This is a genomic window from Sinorhizobium chiapasense, assembly GCF_036488675.1.
GTDB lineage: Bacteria > Pseudomonadota > Alphaproteobacteria > Rhizobiales > Rhizobiaceae > Sinorhizobium > Sinorhizobium chiapasense.
On sequence record NZ_CP133148.1, the window covers coordinates 3925198 to 3942918 of the forward strand.

At 61.9% G+C, this 17721-nt stretch carries 20 protein-coding genes; 7 read left to right on the forward strand and 13 right to left on the reverse strand.

The window, feature by feature from the left end; genetic code table 11:
* Positions 1-160: 160 nt before the first annotated feature.
* From ahcY to chvI, 6 genes are all read right to left on the reverse strand, one after another.
* Positions 161-1561, reverse strand: a complete 1401-nt coding sequence (gene ahcY, locus RB548_RS18650) for an adenosylhomocysteinase (protein ID WP_331372701.1) — start codon at positions 1559-1561, stop codon at positions 161-163.
* 209 nt (positions 1562-1770) lie between these two features.
* Positions 1771-2064, reverse strand: a complete 294-nt coding sequence (locus tag RB548_RS18655) for an HPr family phosphocarrier protein (RefSeq protein WP_167528290.1) — start codon at positions 2062-2064, stop codon at positions 1771-1773.
* Complete coding sequence (locus tag RB548_RS18660; RefSeq protein ID WP_280660692.1) at positions 2061-2462, reverse strand: PTS sugar transporter subunit IIA; 402 nt, start codon at positions 2460-2462, stop codon at positions 2061-2063. Before RB548_RS18660 ends, RB548_RS18655 begins: the two co-directional genes overlap by 4 nt.
* Positions 2463-2617: 155 nt before the next feature.
* Positions 2618-3076: an HPr kinase/phosphorylase gene (locus RB548_RS18665; protein WP_331372702.1), complete on the reverse strand. Its 459-nt coding sequence runs from the start codon at positions 3074-3076 to the stop codon at positions 2618-2620.
* Positions 3073-4857 carry a two-component system sensor histidine kinase ChvG gene (gene chvG, locus RB548_RS18670; RefSeq protein ID WP_331372703.1) on the reverse strand — a complete coding sequence of 595 codons (1785 nt, stop codon included), beginning with the start codon at positions 4855-4857 and terminating at the stop codon, positions 3073-3075. The genes RB548_RS18665 and chvG overlap by 4 nt, the downstream gene beginning before the upstream one ends.
* A gap of 192 nt (positions 4858-5049) precedes the next feature.
* Positions 5050-5775 carry a two-component system response regulator ChvI gene (gene chvI / locus RB548_RS18675; RefSeq protein ID WP_153440567.1) on the reverse strand — a complete coding sequence of 242 codons (726 nt, stop codon included), beginning with the start codon at positions 5773-5775 and terminating at the stop codon, positions 5050-5052.
* A 330-nt stretch (positions 5776-6105) separates the two neighbouring features.
* Here chvI and RB548_RS18680 point away from each other — a divergent pair, with 330 nt between their 5' ends.
* The 4 genes from RB548_RS18680 to RB548_RS18695 all read left to right on the forward strand — a co-directional run bounded on the left by RB548_RS18680 (position 6106) and on the right by RB548_RS18695 (position 9856).
* On the forward strand, positions 6106-7716 hold the full coding sequence (locus tag RB548_RS18680; protein WP_331372704.1) for a phosphoenolpyruvate carboxykinase: 1611 nt from the start codon (positions 6106-6108) through the stop codon (positions 7714-7716).
* Between the two features lie 292 nt (positions 7717-8008).
* Entirely contained in the window at positions 8009-8443 is a 435-nt protein-coding gene (gene arfB, locus RB548_RS18685; RefSeq protein ID WP_331372705.1) for an alternative ribosome rescue aminoacyl-tRNA hydrolase ArfB, read from the forward strand.
* A 136-nt stretch (positions 8444-8579) separates the two neighbouring features.
* A complete protein-coding gene (gene lysM / locus RB548_RS18690; RefSeq protein ID WP_331372706.1) occupies positions 8580-9053 on the forward strand; it encodes a peptidoglycan-binding protein LysM in 474 nt (157 codons plus the stop codon).
* Positions 9054-9244: 191 nt separating this feature from the next.
* Positions 9245-9856 (forward strand): alpha-ketoglutarate-dependent dioxygenase AlkB, encoded by a 612-nt coding sequence (locus RB548_RS18695; protein ID WP_331375012.1) that lies wholly within the window; start codon positions 9245-9247, stop codon positions 9854-9856.
* 173 nt (positions 9857-10029) lie between these two features.
* Here RB548_RS18695 and coaA read toward each other — a convergent pair whose 3' ends face one another.
* Genes coaA through hisB form a run of 7 tightly spaced genes read right to left on the reverse strand, consistent with a single transcriptional unit; the run spans position 10030 to position 14691 of the window.
* The gene (gene coaA, locus RB548_RS18700) at positions 10030-11025 is read right to left on the reverse strand and encodes a type I pantothenate kinase (protein WP_331372707.1); all 996 of its coding nucleotides are present in this window, start codon (positions 11023-11025) and stop codon (positions 10030-10032) included.
* Positions 11026-11035: 10 nt separating this feature from the next.
* Entirely contained in the window at positions 11036-11359 is a 324-nt protein-coding gene (locus RB548_RS18705; RefSeq protein WP_331372708.1) for a phosphoribosyl-ATP diphosphatase, read from the reverse strand.
* Between the two features lie 18 nt (positions 11360-11377).
* Positions 11378-12154 (reverse strand): imidazole glycerol phosphate synthase subunit HisF, encoded by a 777-nt coding sequence (gene hisF, locus RB548_RS18710; protein WP_331372709.1) that lies wholly within the window; start codon positions 12152-12154, stop codon positions 11378-11380.
* Positions 12155-12158: 4 nt separating this feature from the next.
* The gene (hisA, locus tag RB548_RS18715; RefSeq protein ID WP_331372710.1) at positions 12159-12896 is read right to left on the reverse strand and encodes a 1-(5-phosphoribosyl)-5-[(5-phosphoribosylamino)methylideneamino]imidazole-4-carboxamide isomerase; all 738 of its coding nucleotides are present in this window, start codon (positions 12894-12896) and stop codon (positions 12159-12161) included.
* A 34-nt stretch (positions 12897-12930) separates the two neighbouring features.
* Positions 12931-13581 carry an imidazole glycerol phosphate synthase subunit HisH gene (gene hisH / locus RB548_RS18720; RefSeq protein ID WP_331372711.1) on the reverse strand — a complete coding sequence of 217 codons (651 nt, stop codon included), beginning with the start codon at positions 13579-13581 and terminating at the stop codon, positions 12931-12933.
* On the reverse strand, positions 13581-14057 hold the full coding sequence (locus RB548_RS18725; RefSeq protein WP_331372712.1) for a DUF2628 domain-containing protein: 477 nt from the start codon (positions 14055-14057) through the stop codon (positions 13581-13583). Before RB548_RS18725 ends, hisH begins: the two co-directional genes overlap by 1 nt.
* A 25-nt stretch (positions 14058-14082) precedes the next feature.
* On the reverse strand, positions 14083-14691 hold the full coding sequence (gene hisB / locus RB548_RS18730) for an imidazoleglycerol-phosphate dehydratase HisB (protein ID WP_331372713.1): 609 nt from the start codon (positions 14689-14691) through the stop codon (positions 14083-14085).
* A 510-nt stretch (positions 14692-15201) separates the two neighbouring features.
* Between hisB and hslV the strand changes: the two genes are divergently transcribed.
* The 3 genes from hslV to hslU are packed head-to-tail and all read left to right on the forward strand — an operon-like array spanning position 15202 to position 17568.
* On the forward strand, positions 15202-15759 hold the full coding sequence (gene hslV, locus RB548_RS18735) for an ATP-dependent protease subunit HslV (RefSeq protein WP_331372714.1): 558 nt from the start codon (positions 15202-15204) through the stop codon (positions 15757-15759).
* Positions 15749-16267 (forward strand): GNAT family N-acetyltransferase, encoded by a 519-nt coding sequence (locus tag RB548_RS18740; RefSeq protein ID WP_331372715.1) that lies wholly within the window; start codon positions 15749-15751, stop codon positions 16265-16267. Before hslV ends, RB548_RS18740 begins: the two co-directional genes overlap by 11 nt.
* Positions 16264-17568 (forward strand): ATP-dependent protease ATPase subunit HslU, encoded by a 1305-nt coding sequence (gene hslU, locus RB548_RS18745; protein WP_331372716.1) that lies wholly within the window; start codon positions 16264-16266, stop codon positions 17566-17568. Before RB548_RS18740 ends, hslU begins: the two co-directional genes overlap by 4 nt.
* Positions 17569-17721: the final 153 nt, after the last annotated feature.

Consider the following 17721-nt stretch of genomic DNA (forward strand, 5'->3'; position numbering starts at 1 on the left):
ACGCGCAAAGGACGCTGTAGAAACGTGCAGTAGCGTCACGAATCAATGAGTTAAGCATACTTGTTTGACGAATCGCCGGAAAGTGCGCGGCTCAAAAAAGAGGCCGCGATCTCTTGTCAAGATCGCGGCCACAACATCTTGTGGATTGTCCGGCTAACGATTAGTACCGGTAGTGTTCGGCCTTGAACGGACCCTGCGGCTTCACGCCGATATAGGCCGCCTGTTCTTCCGAAAGCTCGGTCAGTTTGGCGCCAAGCTTTGCGAGATGCAGACGGGCAACCTTCTCGTCGAGCTGCTTCGGCAGCACGTAGACTTCGTTCTTGTAGTTCCCACTCTTGGTGAAGAGCTCGACCTGCGCCAGCACCTGGTTGGAGAAGGAGGCCGACATCACGAAGGACGGATGTCCGGTGGCATTGCCGAGATTGAGCAGCCGGCCTTCCGAGAGCAGGATCATGCGGTTGCCCTTCGGGAACTCGATCATGTCGACCTGCGGCTTGATGTTGGTCCATTTCAGGTTGCGCAGCGCCGAGACCTGGATTTCGTTGTCGAAGTGGCCGATGTTGCCGACGATCGCCATATCCTTCATCTCGCGCATGTGGTCCATGCGGATGACGTCCTTGTTGCCGGTCGTCGTGATGAAGATGTCGCCGGTCGAAACGACGTCCTCGAGCTGAACCACTTCATAACCGTCCATTGCAGCCTGGAGGGCGCAGATCGGGTCGACTTCGGTGACCTTCACGCGGGCGCCTGCGCCCTTCAGAGAGGCAGCCGAACCCTTGCCGACATCGCCATAGCCGCAAACGACCGCGACCTTGCCGGCCATCATCACGTCGGTGCCGCGGCGGATGCCGTCGACGAGCGATTCCTTGCAGCCGTACTTGTTGTCGAACTTCGACTTCGTGACGCTGTCGTTGACGTTGATCGCCGGGAAGGGAAGAAGGCCCTTGGCCTGGAGCTGGTAGAGGCGGTTGACGCCGGTGGTCGTTTCTTCGGTGACGCCCTGGATGGCGTCGCGCTGTTTCGTGAACCAGCCCGGCGTTGCGGCGAGGCGCTTCTTGATCTGGGCAAAGAGGATTTCCTCCTCTTCCGAGCCCGGGTTCGAAAGCACGTTCTCGCCGGCTTCGGCGCGAGCGCCGAGCAGGATGTACATGGTGGCATCGCCGCCATCGTCGAGAATCATGTTCGACAGGCCGCCGTCGGCCCACTGGAAGATCTTGTCGGTATAGGCCCAGTATTCCTCAAGCGTTTCGCCCTTGACGGCGAAGACCGGAACACCGCTTGCCGCGATGGCGGCAGCGGCGTGGTCCTGGGTCGAAAAGATGTTGCACGACGCCCAGCGAACCTCGGCGCCGAGCGCAACCAGCGTCTCGATCAGCACGGCCGTCTGGATGGTCATGTGCAGCGAGCCGGTGATGCGCGCGCCCTTCAGCGGCTTCGATGCACCGAATTCCTCGCGGCAGGCCATCAGGCCCGGCATTTCCGTTTCGGCGATGGCAATTTCCTTGCGGCCGAAATCGGCCAAGCCGAAATCGGCGACAATATAGTCCTGAGTTGCGGTCATGGAGTTCTCCAGGGCTGATCTTTTCCGGCCGCGCCGGCCCCTCTGGCCTTTTGGCGGCGTGACAACGCCTCCCGCGCAGGATCGCGGGGAGAGTGGGCACGGTCTATCAGGAATCGGCGGGCAGGGCAACCGCGATATAAAGAAGTCTTTATATGTTTATATCGCGCGAAGCGCCGGAACAGCTTTCAGTTTGAGCTCGATGCGCCGCGTCAAATTTCTTCGCCGAACTTATCGCGTACCAAAGCGTCGAGGGCGTTCAGCGCCTCTTCCGCCTGGACGCCGCTGGCTGTGACGAAAACCGTACAGCCGGTGCTGGCGGCGAGCATCATCAGGCCCATGATCGACGTGCCGCCGACCGTCATGCCGTCCTTGGATACCGTGATCTCGGCATCATAGGCCTCGACGGTCTGGACGAATTTCGCCGACGCGCGTGCGTGCAGGCCGCGTTTGTTGATGATCAGCAGCTCGCGCGTCAACGACATGTCCGGGCGATGGTCCATCATTTTCCACTCAGCACGCGGCTGGCGACATTGATGTATTTGCGCCCCGCCTCGGAGGCCTCGACGAGGGCCTTGTCCATGTCGCTTTCGCCGCGAACGCCGGCAAGCTTGATCAGCATCGGCAGATTGACGCCTGCGATCACCTCGACGCTGCCGCTGCGCATGACCGAGATGGCAAGGTTGGAAGGCGTGCCGCCGAACATGTCCGTCAGGATGATGACGCCATTGCCCTCGTCCGCGCCCGCAACCGCATCGAGGATATCCTGACGCCGCTGGTCCATGTCGTCCTCGGGCCCGATGGACACGGTCTCGATAGCTTTTTGCGGACCAACCACATGCTCCAACGCGTGCCGAAACTCTTCCGCCAGCTTGCCATGGGTGACAAGCACAAGTCCGATCATGGGTATCTTTGCTCCAACTGCATAGCAACTCGTTGATGGTCAGATATCGCAATGCAGCAATTTCGTCCACCTGTTGGGGCGGCCATCTTGGCAAGGAAAAGGCGAAGTGCAAGCCAAAAATGCCGAAAAAGCAGCCCTTGTGCCCTCGAATAAGGCTAAAGTGCTAAATTTTTGGGTAGCAGCGCGTGCAGTGCATCGAGAGGCGAAACGGGGTTTTCAACGGGAACGCGCAGGAGCGGCAGACTTCGCCCAATTTCTAGCTGCAACGCTTCGTTCTCGGGCGGCAGACGCGCGTCGCGGGACGGTCTGACCGGCATGATCGCCCAGTCGAGAACGCAGGCGGAAACCGTTTCGACGGCGACAATGCCGCCGCCACGGATCTCGATCAGGCCGCGAATGGATTGGGGGCACTGGGCGATGATCCGGTCGTTCTCAAGGCTGAGATCGACCCGGTCATCGGCGACGAGTGCCGCGAAGCGTCCACGGCGCCTCGCCTCGGAGATGCAGGAAAGCGCCAGCGCCGACTTGCCCGAGCCGGAAGGGCCGGTAATCAGAAATCCGGTCGTGCCGAGAACGATCGCCGTTGCGTGGATATTGCAAACCGGTGCGGTCACTGGTGCGGCTCGGCGGGCAGCGAGAGGATGAAGCGAGCGCCGGTTATGTGCCCGCCCTGGCCGACGATGTTTTCCGCCTTCAACGTGCCGCCATGCGCTTCGGCGATCTGGCGCGAAATCGAAAGGCCGAGGCCGGAATTCTGACCGAAGTCCTCGCCCTCCGGCCGGTCGGTATAGAAACGTTCGAAAATCCGATCGATGTCTTCGGCCTGGATGCCTGGGCCATTGTCCTCGACATAGACGATGCAGCGGGAGCGCGACCGGGTCAGGCGGATGATGATGCGGCCATTCTGCTCGGGAACGAAGGAGCGAGCGTTTTCGATGAGGTTCGTGATGATCTGGCCGATGCGCAACTCGTAGCCGCTGACGACAAAGCTCGCGCGCGGATTGTCCTTGCGGTCGATGACGAAATCGAGCAGCACCGGCTTCTTCTTGCTGCGGATCTGTCGGGAAATATCGATGAGATCGCCAAGCAGCTTCTCAAGGTCGATCTTCTTGGCATCGCTGCGCGCCAGTTCGGCATCGAGGCGCGAGGCGTCGGAAATATCGCTGATAAGCCGGTCGAGGCGGCGCACGTCGTGCTGGATGACGTCGAGCAGCCGCTTCTTGGAGTCCTCGTTGCGCGCGAGCGGCAGGGTCTCGACGGCGCTGCGCAGCGAGGTCAGCGGGTTCTTGAGCTCATGGCTGACGTCGGCGGCGAAGTTTTCGATCGCCGCGATGCGGTCGTAGAGCGCCGTCGTCATTTCCCGGAGCGCCACGGAGAGGTTGCCGATTTCGTCCTGGCGCGAGGAGAAGTCCGGGATTTCCTCGCGTTCCTTCGCGCCGCCGCGGCGCACGCGGATCGCGGCTGCCGACAGCCGCCTCAGCGGATTGGCGATCGTCGACGACAGAAGCAGTGACAGGATGACGTTGACGAGGGCGGCAACGCCGAAGACGCGGATGATCGCGAGGCGTTCGGCATGGACGATCTTGTCGATGTCGCCCGCCTGCGTCGAAAGCAGGAGCACGCCGAGCACGGCGCGAAAACGCTGCACCGGCACCGCGACCGAAACGATGAGCTCGCCCTTCTCCGTCACCCGGACGACGGCTCCGCGCACGCCGGTCAGCGCGTTCATGACCTCCGGGTAGATCGAACCGTTGCCGCCCGGCGGCTCCTTGTAGAGCGGCAGGTCGCCCGGCTGCAGCAGCCGGTTGAGCCACATGCTGAGCTTGTCGGCGATGCCGGTCGTTTCCGGGTCGACCGGCGGCAGGTCGAAGCGCAGCACCTGGCCGCCGCTATAGAGGTGGCGGGAGTCGAGCAGGAGATCGGCATCGGCGTCGAAGAGGCGGGCACGGGTCCGCGTCGGCGAAATCAGGCGCCTCAGGACAGGCGCGACACGCTCCTGGATGATCGGGAATTCGAGGTCCTCGTCGCTCGGCAGCGGTGTGATGCTTTCACCGGCCTGGAGTTCGAGCAGTTTTTCCGGATCGATGGTGATCGAGTTGGTATCGACCGAGGCGGAGGCGGAAATGGCCCCGGCGATGATCTCGCCCTGGGTGAGGAGGCTTTCCACCCGGGCGTCGATCAGCCCCTCGCGGAACTGGTTGAGATACATGATGCCGCCCACGAGCACCACGAGCGCGACGAGGTTGAAGAAGACGATGCGGCGGGTGAGGCTCGAAAAGACGGCATTGCCGAACAGGCGGCGGATCAGGGTGAAGGGATGCGCCCACCGGCGCTGGCTGCGCGCCGATGCCCGCCCTTCGATATCCTCGAGATCGCCCTGCAAGACTTCTACCAAGTCTCCTGCTCCCACGACGAAAATTCCGTCGCCTTCTTTTCCTTAGCATCGGCAGATTGCATCCGCCTGGTCCTCGCCTGTTCGCCGGCCCGGCTCGTGTCCCGTGGATGCGGCCTGCCACTCCCGCGTCGCCGTTACGCCACTTCTGCATGATCCACAATCGCCGCGATGACAAGCGTGGAACCGCGGCCGTCAGGCCGTCTCGCGAAAACGATAGCCGACGCCGTAGAGCGTTTCGATCATGTCGAAATCGTTGTCGACCATCTTGAATTTCTTGCGAAGCCGTTTGATGTGGCTGTCGATCGTGCGGTCATCCACATAGACTTGCTCATCATAGGCGGCATCCATCAATGCGTCACGGCTCTTCACCACGCCCGGACGCTGCGCCAGCGAGTGCAGGATCAGAAATTCGGTGACGGTAAGCGTGACCGATTCATTCTTCCAGGTGCAGGTGTGGCGCTCTTGATCCATCACGAGCTGGCCGCGTTCCAGCGAACGGGACGGTGCGTCGGAAGCCTTCGCCGTGCCGATGGCGCCGACCGCGGCGAGGTCGCGATTCGGCGCGCGACGCAGGATCGCCTTGACGCGCTCGACCAGCAGGCGCTGGGAGAAGGGCTTGGTGATGAAATCGTCGGCACCCATCTTGAGGCCGAAGAGTTCGTCGATTTCCTCGTCCTTGGAGGTCAGGAAAATCACCGGCAGGTCGGACTTCTGCCTGAGGCGGCGCAACAGCTCCATGCCGTCCATACGCGGCATCTTGATGTCGAAGATCGCGAGCTGCGGCGGACGCGCCAGCAGGCCTTCGAGCGCCGATGCACCGTCAGTGTAGGTTTCGACCTTGTAGCCCTCGGCTTCAAGCGCGATGGACACGGACGTCAGGATATTGCGGTCGTCATCGACAAGCGCGATGGTCTGCATCGTATTCAACTCCGTCTCTTGAGGTCCGTTGGTCAGACCCACTTCAAGAATCGCGGCAACCGCGATTCACCGGCGTTACTTGAGTATAAAGGTGGAACAAATTGTGGCGAAGCATAAAAGCGCCGCCTGCCAATCGTCTCGGGACTGGCCGACAAATGTGTCTCGTAGAAGCCGAATTCAACCGATTAAAAATTGCATATTTTTCTTTAAATCGATTAATATACTGATATCATTACTGTTTTAGGAATCGATGCCTTGTCTTCGCCCGACCTTGCCGGTATGTTCCAACGAAATTCACCACCAATGGCCAATGACAAAGGAAGCTTGACCATGGAGCAACTCGGCACCCGCAATCCCTCGAACGGACTGGAAACAATCGGCTTTTCGGACCTGGCTTTCGTCCGCTACAACCTCGAGGCAGCGGAGCTTTACGAGGACGCCCTTCGCCGGGGTGAGGCGCAGTTGACGGCGCACGGCGCGCTCTGCGCACGGACCGGCCAGCACACGGGCCGCTCCCCCAAGGACAAATTCGTCGTCCGCGACGCGGCGACCGCTGACCAGATCTGGTGGGACAACAACAACGCGATCTCGCCCGAAAACTTCGAACGCCTGCGCCAGGACATGCTTGCTCATGCCAAGGGCAAGTCGCTTTACGTGCAGGACCTCATCGGTGGCGCCGATCCGGCGCATGCCCTGCCGACGCGCGTCGTCACCGAGCTCGCCTGGCACTCGCTGTTCATCCGCAATCTCTTGATCCGTCCGGCGCGTGAAGCGCTCGCGGGCTTCGAGCCGAAGCTGACGATCATCGACCTGCCGAGCTTCAGGGCGGATCCGGAGCGCCACGGTTGCCGCAACGAGACGGTGATCGCCTGCGACCTGACGAACGGCCTCGTCCTGATCGGCGGCACCTCCTATGCCGGCGAAATGAAGAAATCGGTCTTCACGGTGCTCAACTATCTCCTGCCGAAAAAGGCCGTCATGCCGATGCATTGCTCGGCCAATGTGGGGCCCGCTGGCGACACGGCCATCTTCTTCGGTCTGTCCGGCACCGGCAAGACCACGCTTTCGGCTGACCCCGCCCGCACGCTCATCGGCGATGACGAGCACGGATGGGGCGAAGACGGCGTCTTCAATTTCGAAGGCGGTTGCTACGCCAAGGCGATCAAGCTTTCGGCCTCGGCCGAGCCGGAGATTTACGCGACCACCCGGCGCTTCGGTACCGTTATGGAGAACGTCGTGCTCGATGAGCGCCGCGTGCCCGACTTCGACGACGGTTCGCTGACGGAAAACACCCGTTGCGCCTATCCGCTCAACTTCATTCCGAATGCCAGCGAAACCGGAACGGCGCCGCAGCCGCGCACCGTCATCATGCTGACGGCGGATGCCTTCGGCGTCATGCCGCCGATCGCCAGGCTGACACCGGAACAGGCGATGTATCACTTCCTGTCCGGCTACACGGCCAAGGTCGCCGGAACGGAAAAGGGCGTGACCGAACCGGAGGCGACGTTCTCGACCTGCTTCGGCGCTCCGTTCATGCCGCGCCATCCGTCCGAATACGGCAACCTGCTGAAGGACCTCATTGCCAAGAACGGCGTTACCTGCTGGCTGGTCAACACCGGCTGGACCGGCGGCGCCTACGGCACCGGAAACCGCATGCCGATCAAGGTGACGCGTGCGCTGCTCTCGGCAGCACTCGACGGCTCGCTCAACGGTGCACAATTCCGCGCCGACGCGAATTTCGGCTTCGCTGTGCCGGTGTCGGTGCCGGGCGTCAACGATGGCATCCTTGACCCGCGGTCGACATGGGCGGACGGCGTTGCCTATGATGCGCAAGCGCGCCGCCTGATCGACATGTTCATCGCCAACTTCGCCAAGTTCGAACGCCACGTCGATGGCAGCGTGCGCGACGCCGCTCCCGGAGCGAAGGTCGCCGCCGAATAAAGATTGCTGGCTATGATTCACGTGAAACCCGGCCCGAAAGGGCCGGGTTTTCGCGTTTTATCCTGATTGTTTTCAAATGCTTCACGATGGGTCACGGTGATTTTCGGATTGATTCGATCCAAAATCGTGAACGTGATCGATTCTGATGAGTTACTGCATGGTTCCTTAAATCAGAACCGATCTAAGGATCAGCGACCTTTGTGCGTCTGAAAAGACGCACGCCGCTGTAAAGAGGGAACGGGCAACCGCCTCCGCCTGCCCGCGGCATCAGGACGGTTGAAACGGAGCAAACATGGCCAGCGATCCGCTTTACATCAACGACCGCATCGTCATTGCCGGCTGGGAATTGACGGAGCAGTTCGTGCTGGCCGGCGGGCCGGGCGGACAGAACGTCAACAAGGTGTCGACGGCCGTCCAGCTCTTCTTCGACATCCAGGCGTCGCCATCGCTGCCGGACCGCGTCAAGGCGAACGCATTGCGGCTTGCGGGCCGCCGTGTCTCCAAGGACGGCGTGCTGATGATCGAGGCCAATCGCTTTCGCAGCCAGGAGCGCAATCGCGAGGATGCCCGCGAGCGGCTGAAGGAACTGATCCTGAAGGCGGCCGAGCCACCGCCACCGCCGCGCAAGAAAACGAAGCCGACCCGCAGTTCAATCGAGCGACGGTTGAAGGAAAAGTCCGGCCGCGCCGAAATCAAGAAGCTTCGCGGCCGGCCCGGCGGCGAGTGAGGGAATCCGGACCGCGAGCCTGCGAAGGAAGCCGCGCCCGTGTTTTACCGGCCAAGCGAATCTTTCGGCCGCTCCCTTGAACTTTCGCCGGTGCCGCCCTCTTTTATCGAGGGCATCTGCGAAAGAGGAGGCAACCATGGGTTTGTTCAGCTTTATCAAGAACGCCGGCAAGAAGCTCGGGATCGGTGGTGACGACGCGCCGCCGGATGCCGACAGTGTCCAGAAGGAACTCGCCTCGCATGACCTCGGCACCAAGGACGTAGAGGTCGAAGTCGTGGACGACAAGGTTGTCCTCAAGGGCGTCGTGAAGGATCAATCGACCTTCGAAAAGGCGGTCGTGGCGGTCGGCAACACGCTCGGCGTATCGGCGGTCGAAGCGTCCGATCTCAAGGTCGCAGACGCCGGCGCCGCGCCCGCGCCTGCCAAGGCACCCGTCTTCTACACCGTCAAGAAGGGCGATAATCTCTGGAAGATTGCCGAGGCGCAGTACGGCAAGGGCAAGGGTGCCAAACACACGCTGATCTTCGAAGCGAACAAGCCGATGCTGAAAGACCCCGACAAGATCTATCCGGGGCAGGTCTTGCGCATTCCGGATCTGGACGCCGGCTGAACGACGGTATTTTCGGGTGGCGACCAAGTCCCGCGAAGACTATATCGCGGGCGACATCGGGCTTGATGACTTACAGCGTTGCGCGCCCCTTCAGATGCGCAACGCCGCTGCAGCATCTTGAATTGCTGCATGTTCATCCGCAAATTGCAACGATTCGCCCGTTGATCGCAGCGGATGACGGGACACACGCGATGCAGGTGCTGCCGAAAGGGATAAGACACATTCCGGGGTTCCTTGACCGCTCCCGCCAGCAGGAGCTGGTCGAGGCCATCCGTCTGGTCGTGGCGGAAGCGCCGCTCTTCGTGCCGGAAATGCCGAAGAGCGGAAAGCCGATGTCGGTGCGCATGACCAATTGCGGTCCGCTCGGCTGGGTGACCGATTGCGAACGTGGCTACCGCTATCAGGCGGAGCACCCGCTGACGGGAAGACCCTGGCCGGCAATGCCGACGCTACTCACCGATATCTGGCACGCGGTTTCGGCGAGCGACAAGGAACCGGAAGCCTGCCTCGTCAACTTCTATTCCGCAGACGCGCGCATGGGTCTGCATCAGGACAGGGACGAGCGAGATCTCGAGACGGCTGTCGTTTCGATCTCGCTCGGCGATACCTGCCTCTTTCGTGTCGGTGGCCGGGAACGCGGCGGACAGACCATCTCGTTCAAGCTTGCGAGCGGCGATATCGTCGTGCTCGGCGGCGAAAGCAGGCTCGCCTTCCACGGCGTCGACCGCATTTATCCGAACACCTCTACGCTGCTGAAGAACGGCGGCCGCCTGAACCTCACCTTGCGGCGGGTAAACGTCTGAGGTCCTTCAGAGGTTGCGTAACGGTGACCTCGCAGTGCGGCTGCCCCTCACCCTAACCCTCTCCCCGCAGGCGGGGAGAGGGGACTTGTCACGACGCTGGGCCGCGAGTCCCTTCTCCCCCATGGGGGAGAAGGTGGCCGGCAGGCCGGATGAGGGGCCCTTGCATAACCTCTTCAAAGCTTCCTGAGTGCGACCGTCTCCGTCAGGTGGTTCGGGCCCTTCTGCAGGATCAGATCGGCGCGTGGCCGCGTCGGCAGGATGTTCTGGTGCAGGTTCTTGAGGTTGATATTGTGCCAGAGCCCCTCGGCGATGGCGCGCGCCGCATCCTCGCTGATCGTCGCATAGCGATGGAAGAAGGACTGCGGGCTCTTGAAGGCCGTTTCGCGCAGCCGCATGAAGCGGCTCACGTACCAGCTGTGAATGAGACTTTCCTCGGCATCGATATAGATCGAGAAATCGAAGAAATCCGACACCATCGGCACGATCTTGCCGTCGGCCGGCAGATTGCGCGACTGCAACACATTGATTCCCTCGAAGATCAGGATGTCCGGCCGGTCGATGGTCTGGAACCGGTCCGGGATGACGTCATAGGTCAGGTGCGAATAGGTAGGCGCCTTGACGTTCGGCTGACCCGCCTTGATCGCCGAGAGGAAGCGCAAGAGCGCGCCGATGTCGTAGCTCTCGGGAAAACCCTTGCGATCCATCATGTTTTCCCGCTGCAGGATCGCGTTCGGGTAGAGGAAGCCGTCGGTTGTGATCAGGTCGACCTTCGGGCTCGAGGGCCACCGCGCCAGGAGCTCGGCCAGAATGCGCGCCGTCGTGGATTTGCCGACGGCGACCGAACCGGCGATGCCGATGACGAAAGGCGTCTTCGTTTCGTCGGACATGCTGAGAAAGCGCTTGCGCTGCTGGAACAGGATCTGCGAAGCCTCGACATGGGCGGAGAGCAGCCGCGACAGCGACAGATAGATGCGGCGTACCTCGCCAAGGTCGACTGGGTCGTTGAGCGAGCGCAGCCGTTGCACCTCATCGGCCGTCAGCGTCAACGGCGTGTCGGCGCGAAAGCGCGACCATTCCTCGGCCGAGAACACGTGGTAAGGCGAGTAGTCCCCGCCCTGGAGGTTACCCGGAAGATCCCCGGAGTCGATGTCTTTCGCGGCGATAGTCATGGATTTTGCGTCACGGGTTTTGTCGGTTTGCCTTCTCCTGCAGGCCGGACTGGCTGGTCCGCCTGGCAAGTTCGTCCATCACATCCTGCAACGGGACGGCGGCGATGTTCAATACGACCATAAGATGATAGAGGAGGTCGGCACTCTCATCGACCAGATTCTTGCGATCGTCGCTGATCGCCGCGATGACGGTTTCAACCGCCTCCTCGCCGAGCTTCTTGGCCGCCTTGCGCTGGCCGGCTGCGACGAGCTTGGCGGTCCAGGATTCGTCTGGCGCCACCTTTGCCCGCACGGCCACGATGTTTTCGAGATCGGAAAGAGTGAAATCGGTCATCATGAAATCCTTCAAGCGTCAGTCGAGCCGCATGGCGATGCCGTGCTTTGCCATATAGCGCTTCGCCTCGCCGATGCTGTAAGTACCGAAATGGAAGATCGACGCTGCGAGCACCGCCGTCGCGTGGCCGTCGCGCACGCCCTCGACCATGTGGTCGAGCGTCCCGACGCCGCCCGACGCGATGACGGGCGCCCGCACCGCATCGGCAATCGCCCGCGTCAGGGCAATGTCGTAGCCGCTTTTTGTGCCGTCGCGGTCCATGGACGTCAGCAGAATTTCGCCGGCGCCGAGATCGACCACCTTCCGGGCGAATTCGACCGCGTCGATGCCTGTCCGCTCCCGTCCGCCATGGGTGAAGATCTCCCAGCGGTTCGGCTCGCCCTCGGCCGACACCTTCTTGGCATCGATCGCGACGACGATGCACTGGTTGCCGAACTTGTCGGCGGCTTCCGCGACGAAGTCCGGATTCTTCACCGCCGCCGTGTTGATCGACACCTTGTCGGCGCCGGCGAGCAGCAGCTTGCGGATGTCGGACACCTGCCGCACGCCGCCCCCGACGGTCAGCGGCATGAAGCATTGTTCGGCGGTACGGGCGACGACGTCGAAGATCGTTTCGCGGTTGTCGGAGGACGCGGTGATGTCGAGGAAGCAGAGCTCGTCGGCGCCGGCTGCATCATAGGCTCGCGCCGCTTCCACCGGGTCGCCCGCATCGATGAGGTCGACGAAATTGACGCCCTTGACGACGCGTCCGTCTTTCACGTCCAGGCAGGGGATTACGCGGGCTTTCAAGGTCATCGGATCATCCTTTTCTCGCGGCCCGGATCAATGACAGCGCTTCCTGCGGGTCGATGCGGCCGTCGTAGAGCGCGCGACCGGAGATCGCACCCTCGAGTTTTTGCGCATCCGGCTGGGTCATGCGGCGAATATCGTCCATCGAGGCGAGGCCGCCGGAGGCGATCACCGGGATCGACACCGCGTCGGCAAGCTCCAGCGTCGATGCCCAGTTGATGCCGGTCAGGATGCCGTCGCGATCGATATCGGTATAGATGATCGCCGCGACGCCGGCACCCTCGAATTTCTTCGCCAGCTCGATGACGCCGAGTTCGGAGGCCTCGGCCCAACCTTCGACCGCTACCTTGCCGCCCTTGGCGTCGATGCCGACGGCGACCCTGCCGGGGAATTTGCGGCAGGCTTCGATGACGAGCGCCGGATCGCGAACGGCAACCGTGCCGAGAATGACCCGCGCGAGCCCGCGCGAAAGCCAGTTCTCGATATGCGCCAGCGTGCGGATGCCGCCGCCGAGCTGCACGGGATTCCGGGTTGCCTTGAGGATCGCGTCGACCGCTGCGCCGTTCACCGTCTCACCGGCAAAGGCGCCGTTCAGGTCGACGACGTGCAGCCATTCGAAACCCTGCTCCTCGAAGGCCCGCGCCTGGGCGGCCGGATCGGGATTGTAGACGGTCGCCTGTTCCATGTCGCCGAGTTTCAGGCGCACGCATTGGCCGTCCTTGAGGTCGATCGCGGGGAAGAGAATCATGTGTGTTCCGATCAAGAAAGAACGCCGGGCAGCCTCAAGGCTTCCAACGCAGGAAATTCGAAATGAGGGCGAGGCCAAGCGTCTGGCTCTTTTCCGGGTGGAACTGCGAGCCGGCCTTGTTGTCGTGGGCGACGAATGCGGTCACCGGCCCGCCGTAGTCCGCCTCCGCGATGACGTCCTCGGGACTCTCGGCAGCGAGGTGATAGGAGTGCACGAAATAGGCGTGCAGCCCGCCTTCGCCCGTCGGGATACCCGTAAAAAGCGCGTGCGGCCGGTTGAGCCTCAGCGTGTTCCAGCCGATCTGGGGAATCTTCAGCGACGGATCCGCCGGCGTCATTTCCTTGACGTCGCCCGGAATCCACCCGAAGCCTTTCGTGATCGTCTTTTCGAGCCCGCGCGACGACATGAGCTGCATGCCGACGCAGATCCCGAGAAAAGGGCGCGCGTCCTTCTCAACGGCCAGCGTCAGAGCGTCCTCCATGCCGGCGACGGCGGCGAGGCCGCGGCGGCAATCGGCATAGGCGCCGACGCCCGGCAAGACAATGCGGTCGGCGGACGCCACCCGTTCCGGCTTGTCGGTCAGGTCGATCTCGGCGGCGATGCCGGCTTCCCGTGCCGCTCGTTCGAAGGCTTTCGTGGCCGAGCGCAGATTGCCCGACCCGTAGTCAATGATGGCGACCCGCATCAGCGTTCTCCATAGGGTTGAAAGAGGCCGAGGCCGGCGGTGCTTTCAGCCTGTTTCGTCGCAGACCTTTCGATCGACGGCAACGGAGTTGCCGTTCTGCGTTCCGCCGTCGTCGATATGTTGGAAAAATAGATCTCTTCCGCTGTTTCCAGGTCGCGCGCCGGAACGATGGAGCGAAGCGTCCAGTCTCGTTTCTTGAGATTTCGCGCGATCAGCAGCGGTGCCTCGAGCGATACCAGCAGGCTGAGCGCAAGTTGCATGAACAGCGAGGCGGCAAATGCGCCGGGAACCACGGACAGGAGGATTAACAGAATTTGCAGAACGGCAACCAGGATTCCAAGGAGCCATGAGCGCTTGCTCATCAGCCAGAGCGCGGGAAAGAAAAAGGCGGCCCAGGAAAAACCGTCCGCGATGAACCGCGCCCTTTCGTCATCGGCCGGTGCGCCGGGCGGGGTCATGATCAGATAAGAAGCCATGGGTCTCAGCCGGGTATTGGCCGGCTCAGGCGAGCGTTCCCTTGGTTGAGGGTACACGTCCGGCCTGGCGCGGATCGATTTCGGTTGCGGCGCGGAGCACGCGGGCGACGGACTTGAAACAGGTCTCGGCGATATGATGGTTGTTGGCGCCGTAGATGTTCTGGATATGGAGCGTGATGCCGGCGTGCTGGGCCAGCGCCTGGAAGAATTCACGCACCAGCTCCGTGTCGAAGCTGCCGATCTTCGGCGAGGTGAACGTCACGTTCCAGACGAGGAAGGGCCGGCCGGAAACATCGACGGCCGCTCGCGTCATCGTTTCGTCCATGGCAAGGTCGATCGAGGCGTAGCGCGTGATGCCGCGGCGATCGCCGAGCGCCTTGGCGAGCGCCTGGCCGAGCGCAATGCCGGTGTCCTCGACCGTGTGGTGGTCGTCGATATGCAGGTCGCCGTCCGCCTTGATCTCCATGTCGATCAGCGAATGGCGCGAAAGCTGGTCCAGCATATGGTCGAAGAAGCCGACTCCGGTCGCGATCTTCGACGTTCCCGTTCCATCGATGTTGACGGAGACCGATACGGCGGTTTCATTTGTCTTTCTGGAAACTTGGCCGCTGCGGCTGGGCATGCTTTCTGCCATCAGGCTCTCCTGTACGCACTCGATCCGGATGATTTCGCATTGAAACAACCCAAGATCAGCGGGATCGATACCAAACCACAGCGCCGCGCGTCTTTTCAGCGCAAAGGACGCTGTAGCACTTTGAATTGCTGCATGTTTTTATCCTCAAATCGGCTAGGGTTTAAGGGAAACATGCAGAGCTGGATGCGGAAGGAAAAGCACGTCACACTTTTCCCATACCGCTCCAGAGCCGCTCCATATCAGGGGAGGCGCGAAATATCCAGAACCGTCACGGAAATTCGAGCGACCGGGGACAGCGGGAAGGAAGATCGCCGGGAGACGGTAGGACCAATTGCAATCGCGCGGTGCGCACTTACATAGGCGTCAAGCAACCAGGCTCGCCTGCAGCGGCGCGTCTCGCAAAAGCCGCTGTAGCACTCTAGAGTCGCCGCATGATTTACCCCCAAATCATTCCGATTTGAGTGATCATGCAGCGGAGCCGCAACGCCCCGAGGGCCGATAGGTATCTTCATGAGCGAACACAATCCCTACGGAACGATGCATGCGACCACCATCATCACGGTGCGCAAGGGTGGCAAGGTGGTGATGGCGGGCGACGGTCAGGTCAGTCTCGGCCAGACCGTCATGAAGAGCAACGCCCGCAAGGTCCGGCGCCTGTCGAAGGGTGACGTGATCGCCGGCTTCGCCGGTGCGACGGCGGATGCCTTCACGCTGCTCGAACGGCTCGAGGCCAAGCTCGAGCAATATCCCGAGCAGCTCATGCGTGCCGCCGTCGAACTCGCGAAGGACTGGCGCACGAACAAATACCTGCGCAATCTCGAGGCGATGATGCTCGTTGCCGACAGATCCATAACGCTGGCGATCACCGGCAATGGCGACGTGCTCGAACCCGAACACGGCACCATCGCGATCGGCTCGGGTGGAAACTATGCCCTGGCGGCCGCGCGTGCGCTGATGGACAGCGACAAGTCGGCGGAAGAGATCGCCCGCCGCGCACTCGAAATCGCTGGCGATATCTGCGTCTACACCAACCACAATCTCGTGGTGGAGACGCTGGATGCGGAATGACGGGGTCGATGTCAGTTTCCTGTCCGTAGCCGACGGCCACCTGTCGATGCTTCATGGTTGGCTTTCCGAGCCGCATGTACGGCAGTGGTGGGGCGACCCGGACAAGGAGCTGGAATCGATCCGCGATGGCTGCGCGAGCGGCGAGGTAGACGGCTTCATTTTTCATGTCGACGGGAAACCCGCCGGATACATCCAGTCCTGGACGCCGTCGCAATATGACGAGCCATGGGCGAAGGACTTGCCGTCCGACACGCCGGGCGTGGATATCTTCGTGGGACCGCCCGAAATGACCGGAAAAGGCATCGCCGCCCTGGCGCTCAAGGCCTTTGCCGGAAGACTGTTCGAAAACGGCGCCGCCCGTATCGTGATCGACCCCGACGCCGGCAATCGCCGCGCGGTCCGGGCCTATTCGAAGGCAGGCTTCGTGCCCTTTGGCGAATGGATAGATGAGTCCGGCCGGACACTCCTGATGGAGCTGACGCGCACGGAGTTTGAGAGGAATTCATGACCAACTTTTCACCCAGAGAAATCGTGTCGGAGCTCGACCGCTACATCATCGGCCAGAAGGACGCGAAACGCGCAGTCGCCATTGCCTTGCGCAACCGCTGGCGCCGTCAGCAGCTTGACGACGATCTGCGCGACGAAGTCATGCCGAAGAATATCCTGATGATCGGCCCGACGGGCGTCGGCAAGACGGAAATCTCCCGGCGGCTGGCGAAGCTCGCCGGCGCCCCCTTCGTCAAGGTCGAAGCGACCAAGTTCACCGAGGTCGGCTATGTCGGCCGTGACGTGGAGCAGATCGTTCGCGACCTCGTCGAGGTCGGCATCACATTGGTGCGGGAGAAGAAGCGCGCTGACGTCAAGGCGAAGGCCCACCAGAACGCCGAAGAGCGTGTGCTCGACGCCCTGGTTGGCGCAACCGCCTCGCCCGCAACGCGCGATTCCTTCCGCAAGAAATTGAGAGCCAACGAGCTCGACGACAAGGAAATCGAGATCGACGTTGCCGAGACCGGCGCTCCGGGTGGCTTCGAGATTCCGGGCATGCCCGGCGCCAATATCGGCGTCCTCAATCTTTCCGAAATGTTCGGCAAGGCGCTCGGCGGCAGGACGAAGAAGGTCAAGACGACTGTCAAGGCCTCCTATGAACTCTTGATCAACGACGAGTCCGACAAGCTGCTCGACAACGAGCAGATCCAGCGCGAAGCGGTCTCTGCGGCCGAGAACGATGGCATCGTCTTCCTCGACGAGATCGACAAGATCGCGGCGCGCGATGGCGGGATCGGTGCCGGCGTGTCGCGCGAGGGCGTCCAGCGGGACCTGCTGCCGCTGGTGGAAGGCACGACGGTCGCGACGAAGTATGGACCGGTGAAGACGGACCACATCCTCTTCATCGCCTCCGGCGCCTTCCACGTCTCCAAGCCATCTGATCTGCTGCCGGAATTGCAGGGCCGCCTGCCGATCCGCGTCGAACTGCGCGCACTGACCAAGGAGGATTTCCGCCGTATCCTGACGGAGACCGAGGCGAGCCTCATCCGCCAGTACAAGGCGCTTCTCGACACGGAGGAAGTCAAGCTCGATTTTACCGAGGATGCGATCGACGCACTCGCCGAGGTCGCCGTCCAGCTCAACACCAATGTCGAGAATATCGGCGCGCGCCGCCTGCAGACGGTGATGGAGCGCGTCCTCGACGACGTTTCCTTCAACGCGCCGGACCGTGGCGGCCAGACGGTGATGATCGATGCGGAATATGTCCGCAAGCACGTCGGTGATCTCGCCGCCAACACCGACCTGTCGCGCTATATTCTTTAACTTCGTGCACCCCGGAGTAGTGCAAGTTCCGGCAATCGCTGAATTGTGAGGCGCCTGTCTCTCGACAGGCGCCTTCATTTTTTCTACAGCGATCGGTAAATCGATCGAAGGCCGGGCATTATTCCGACATGATCTTGCCGTAGGGGCCGCGCG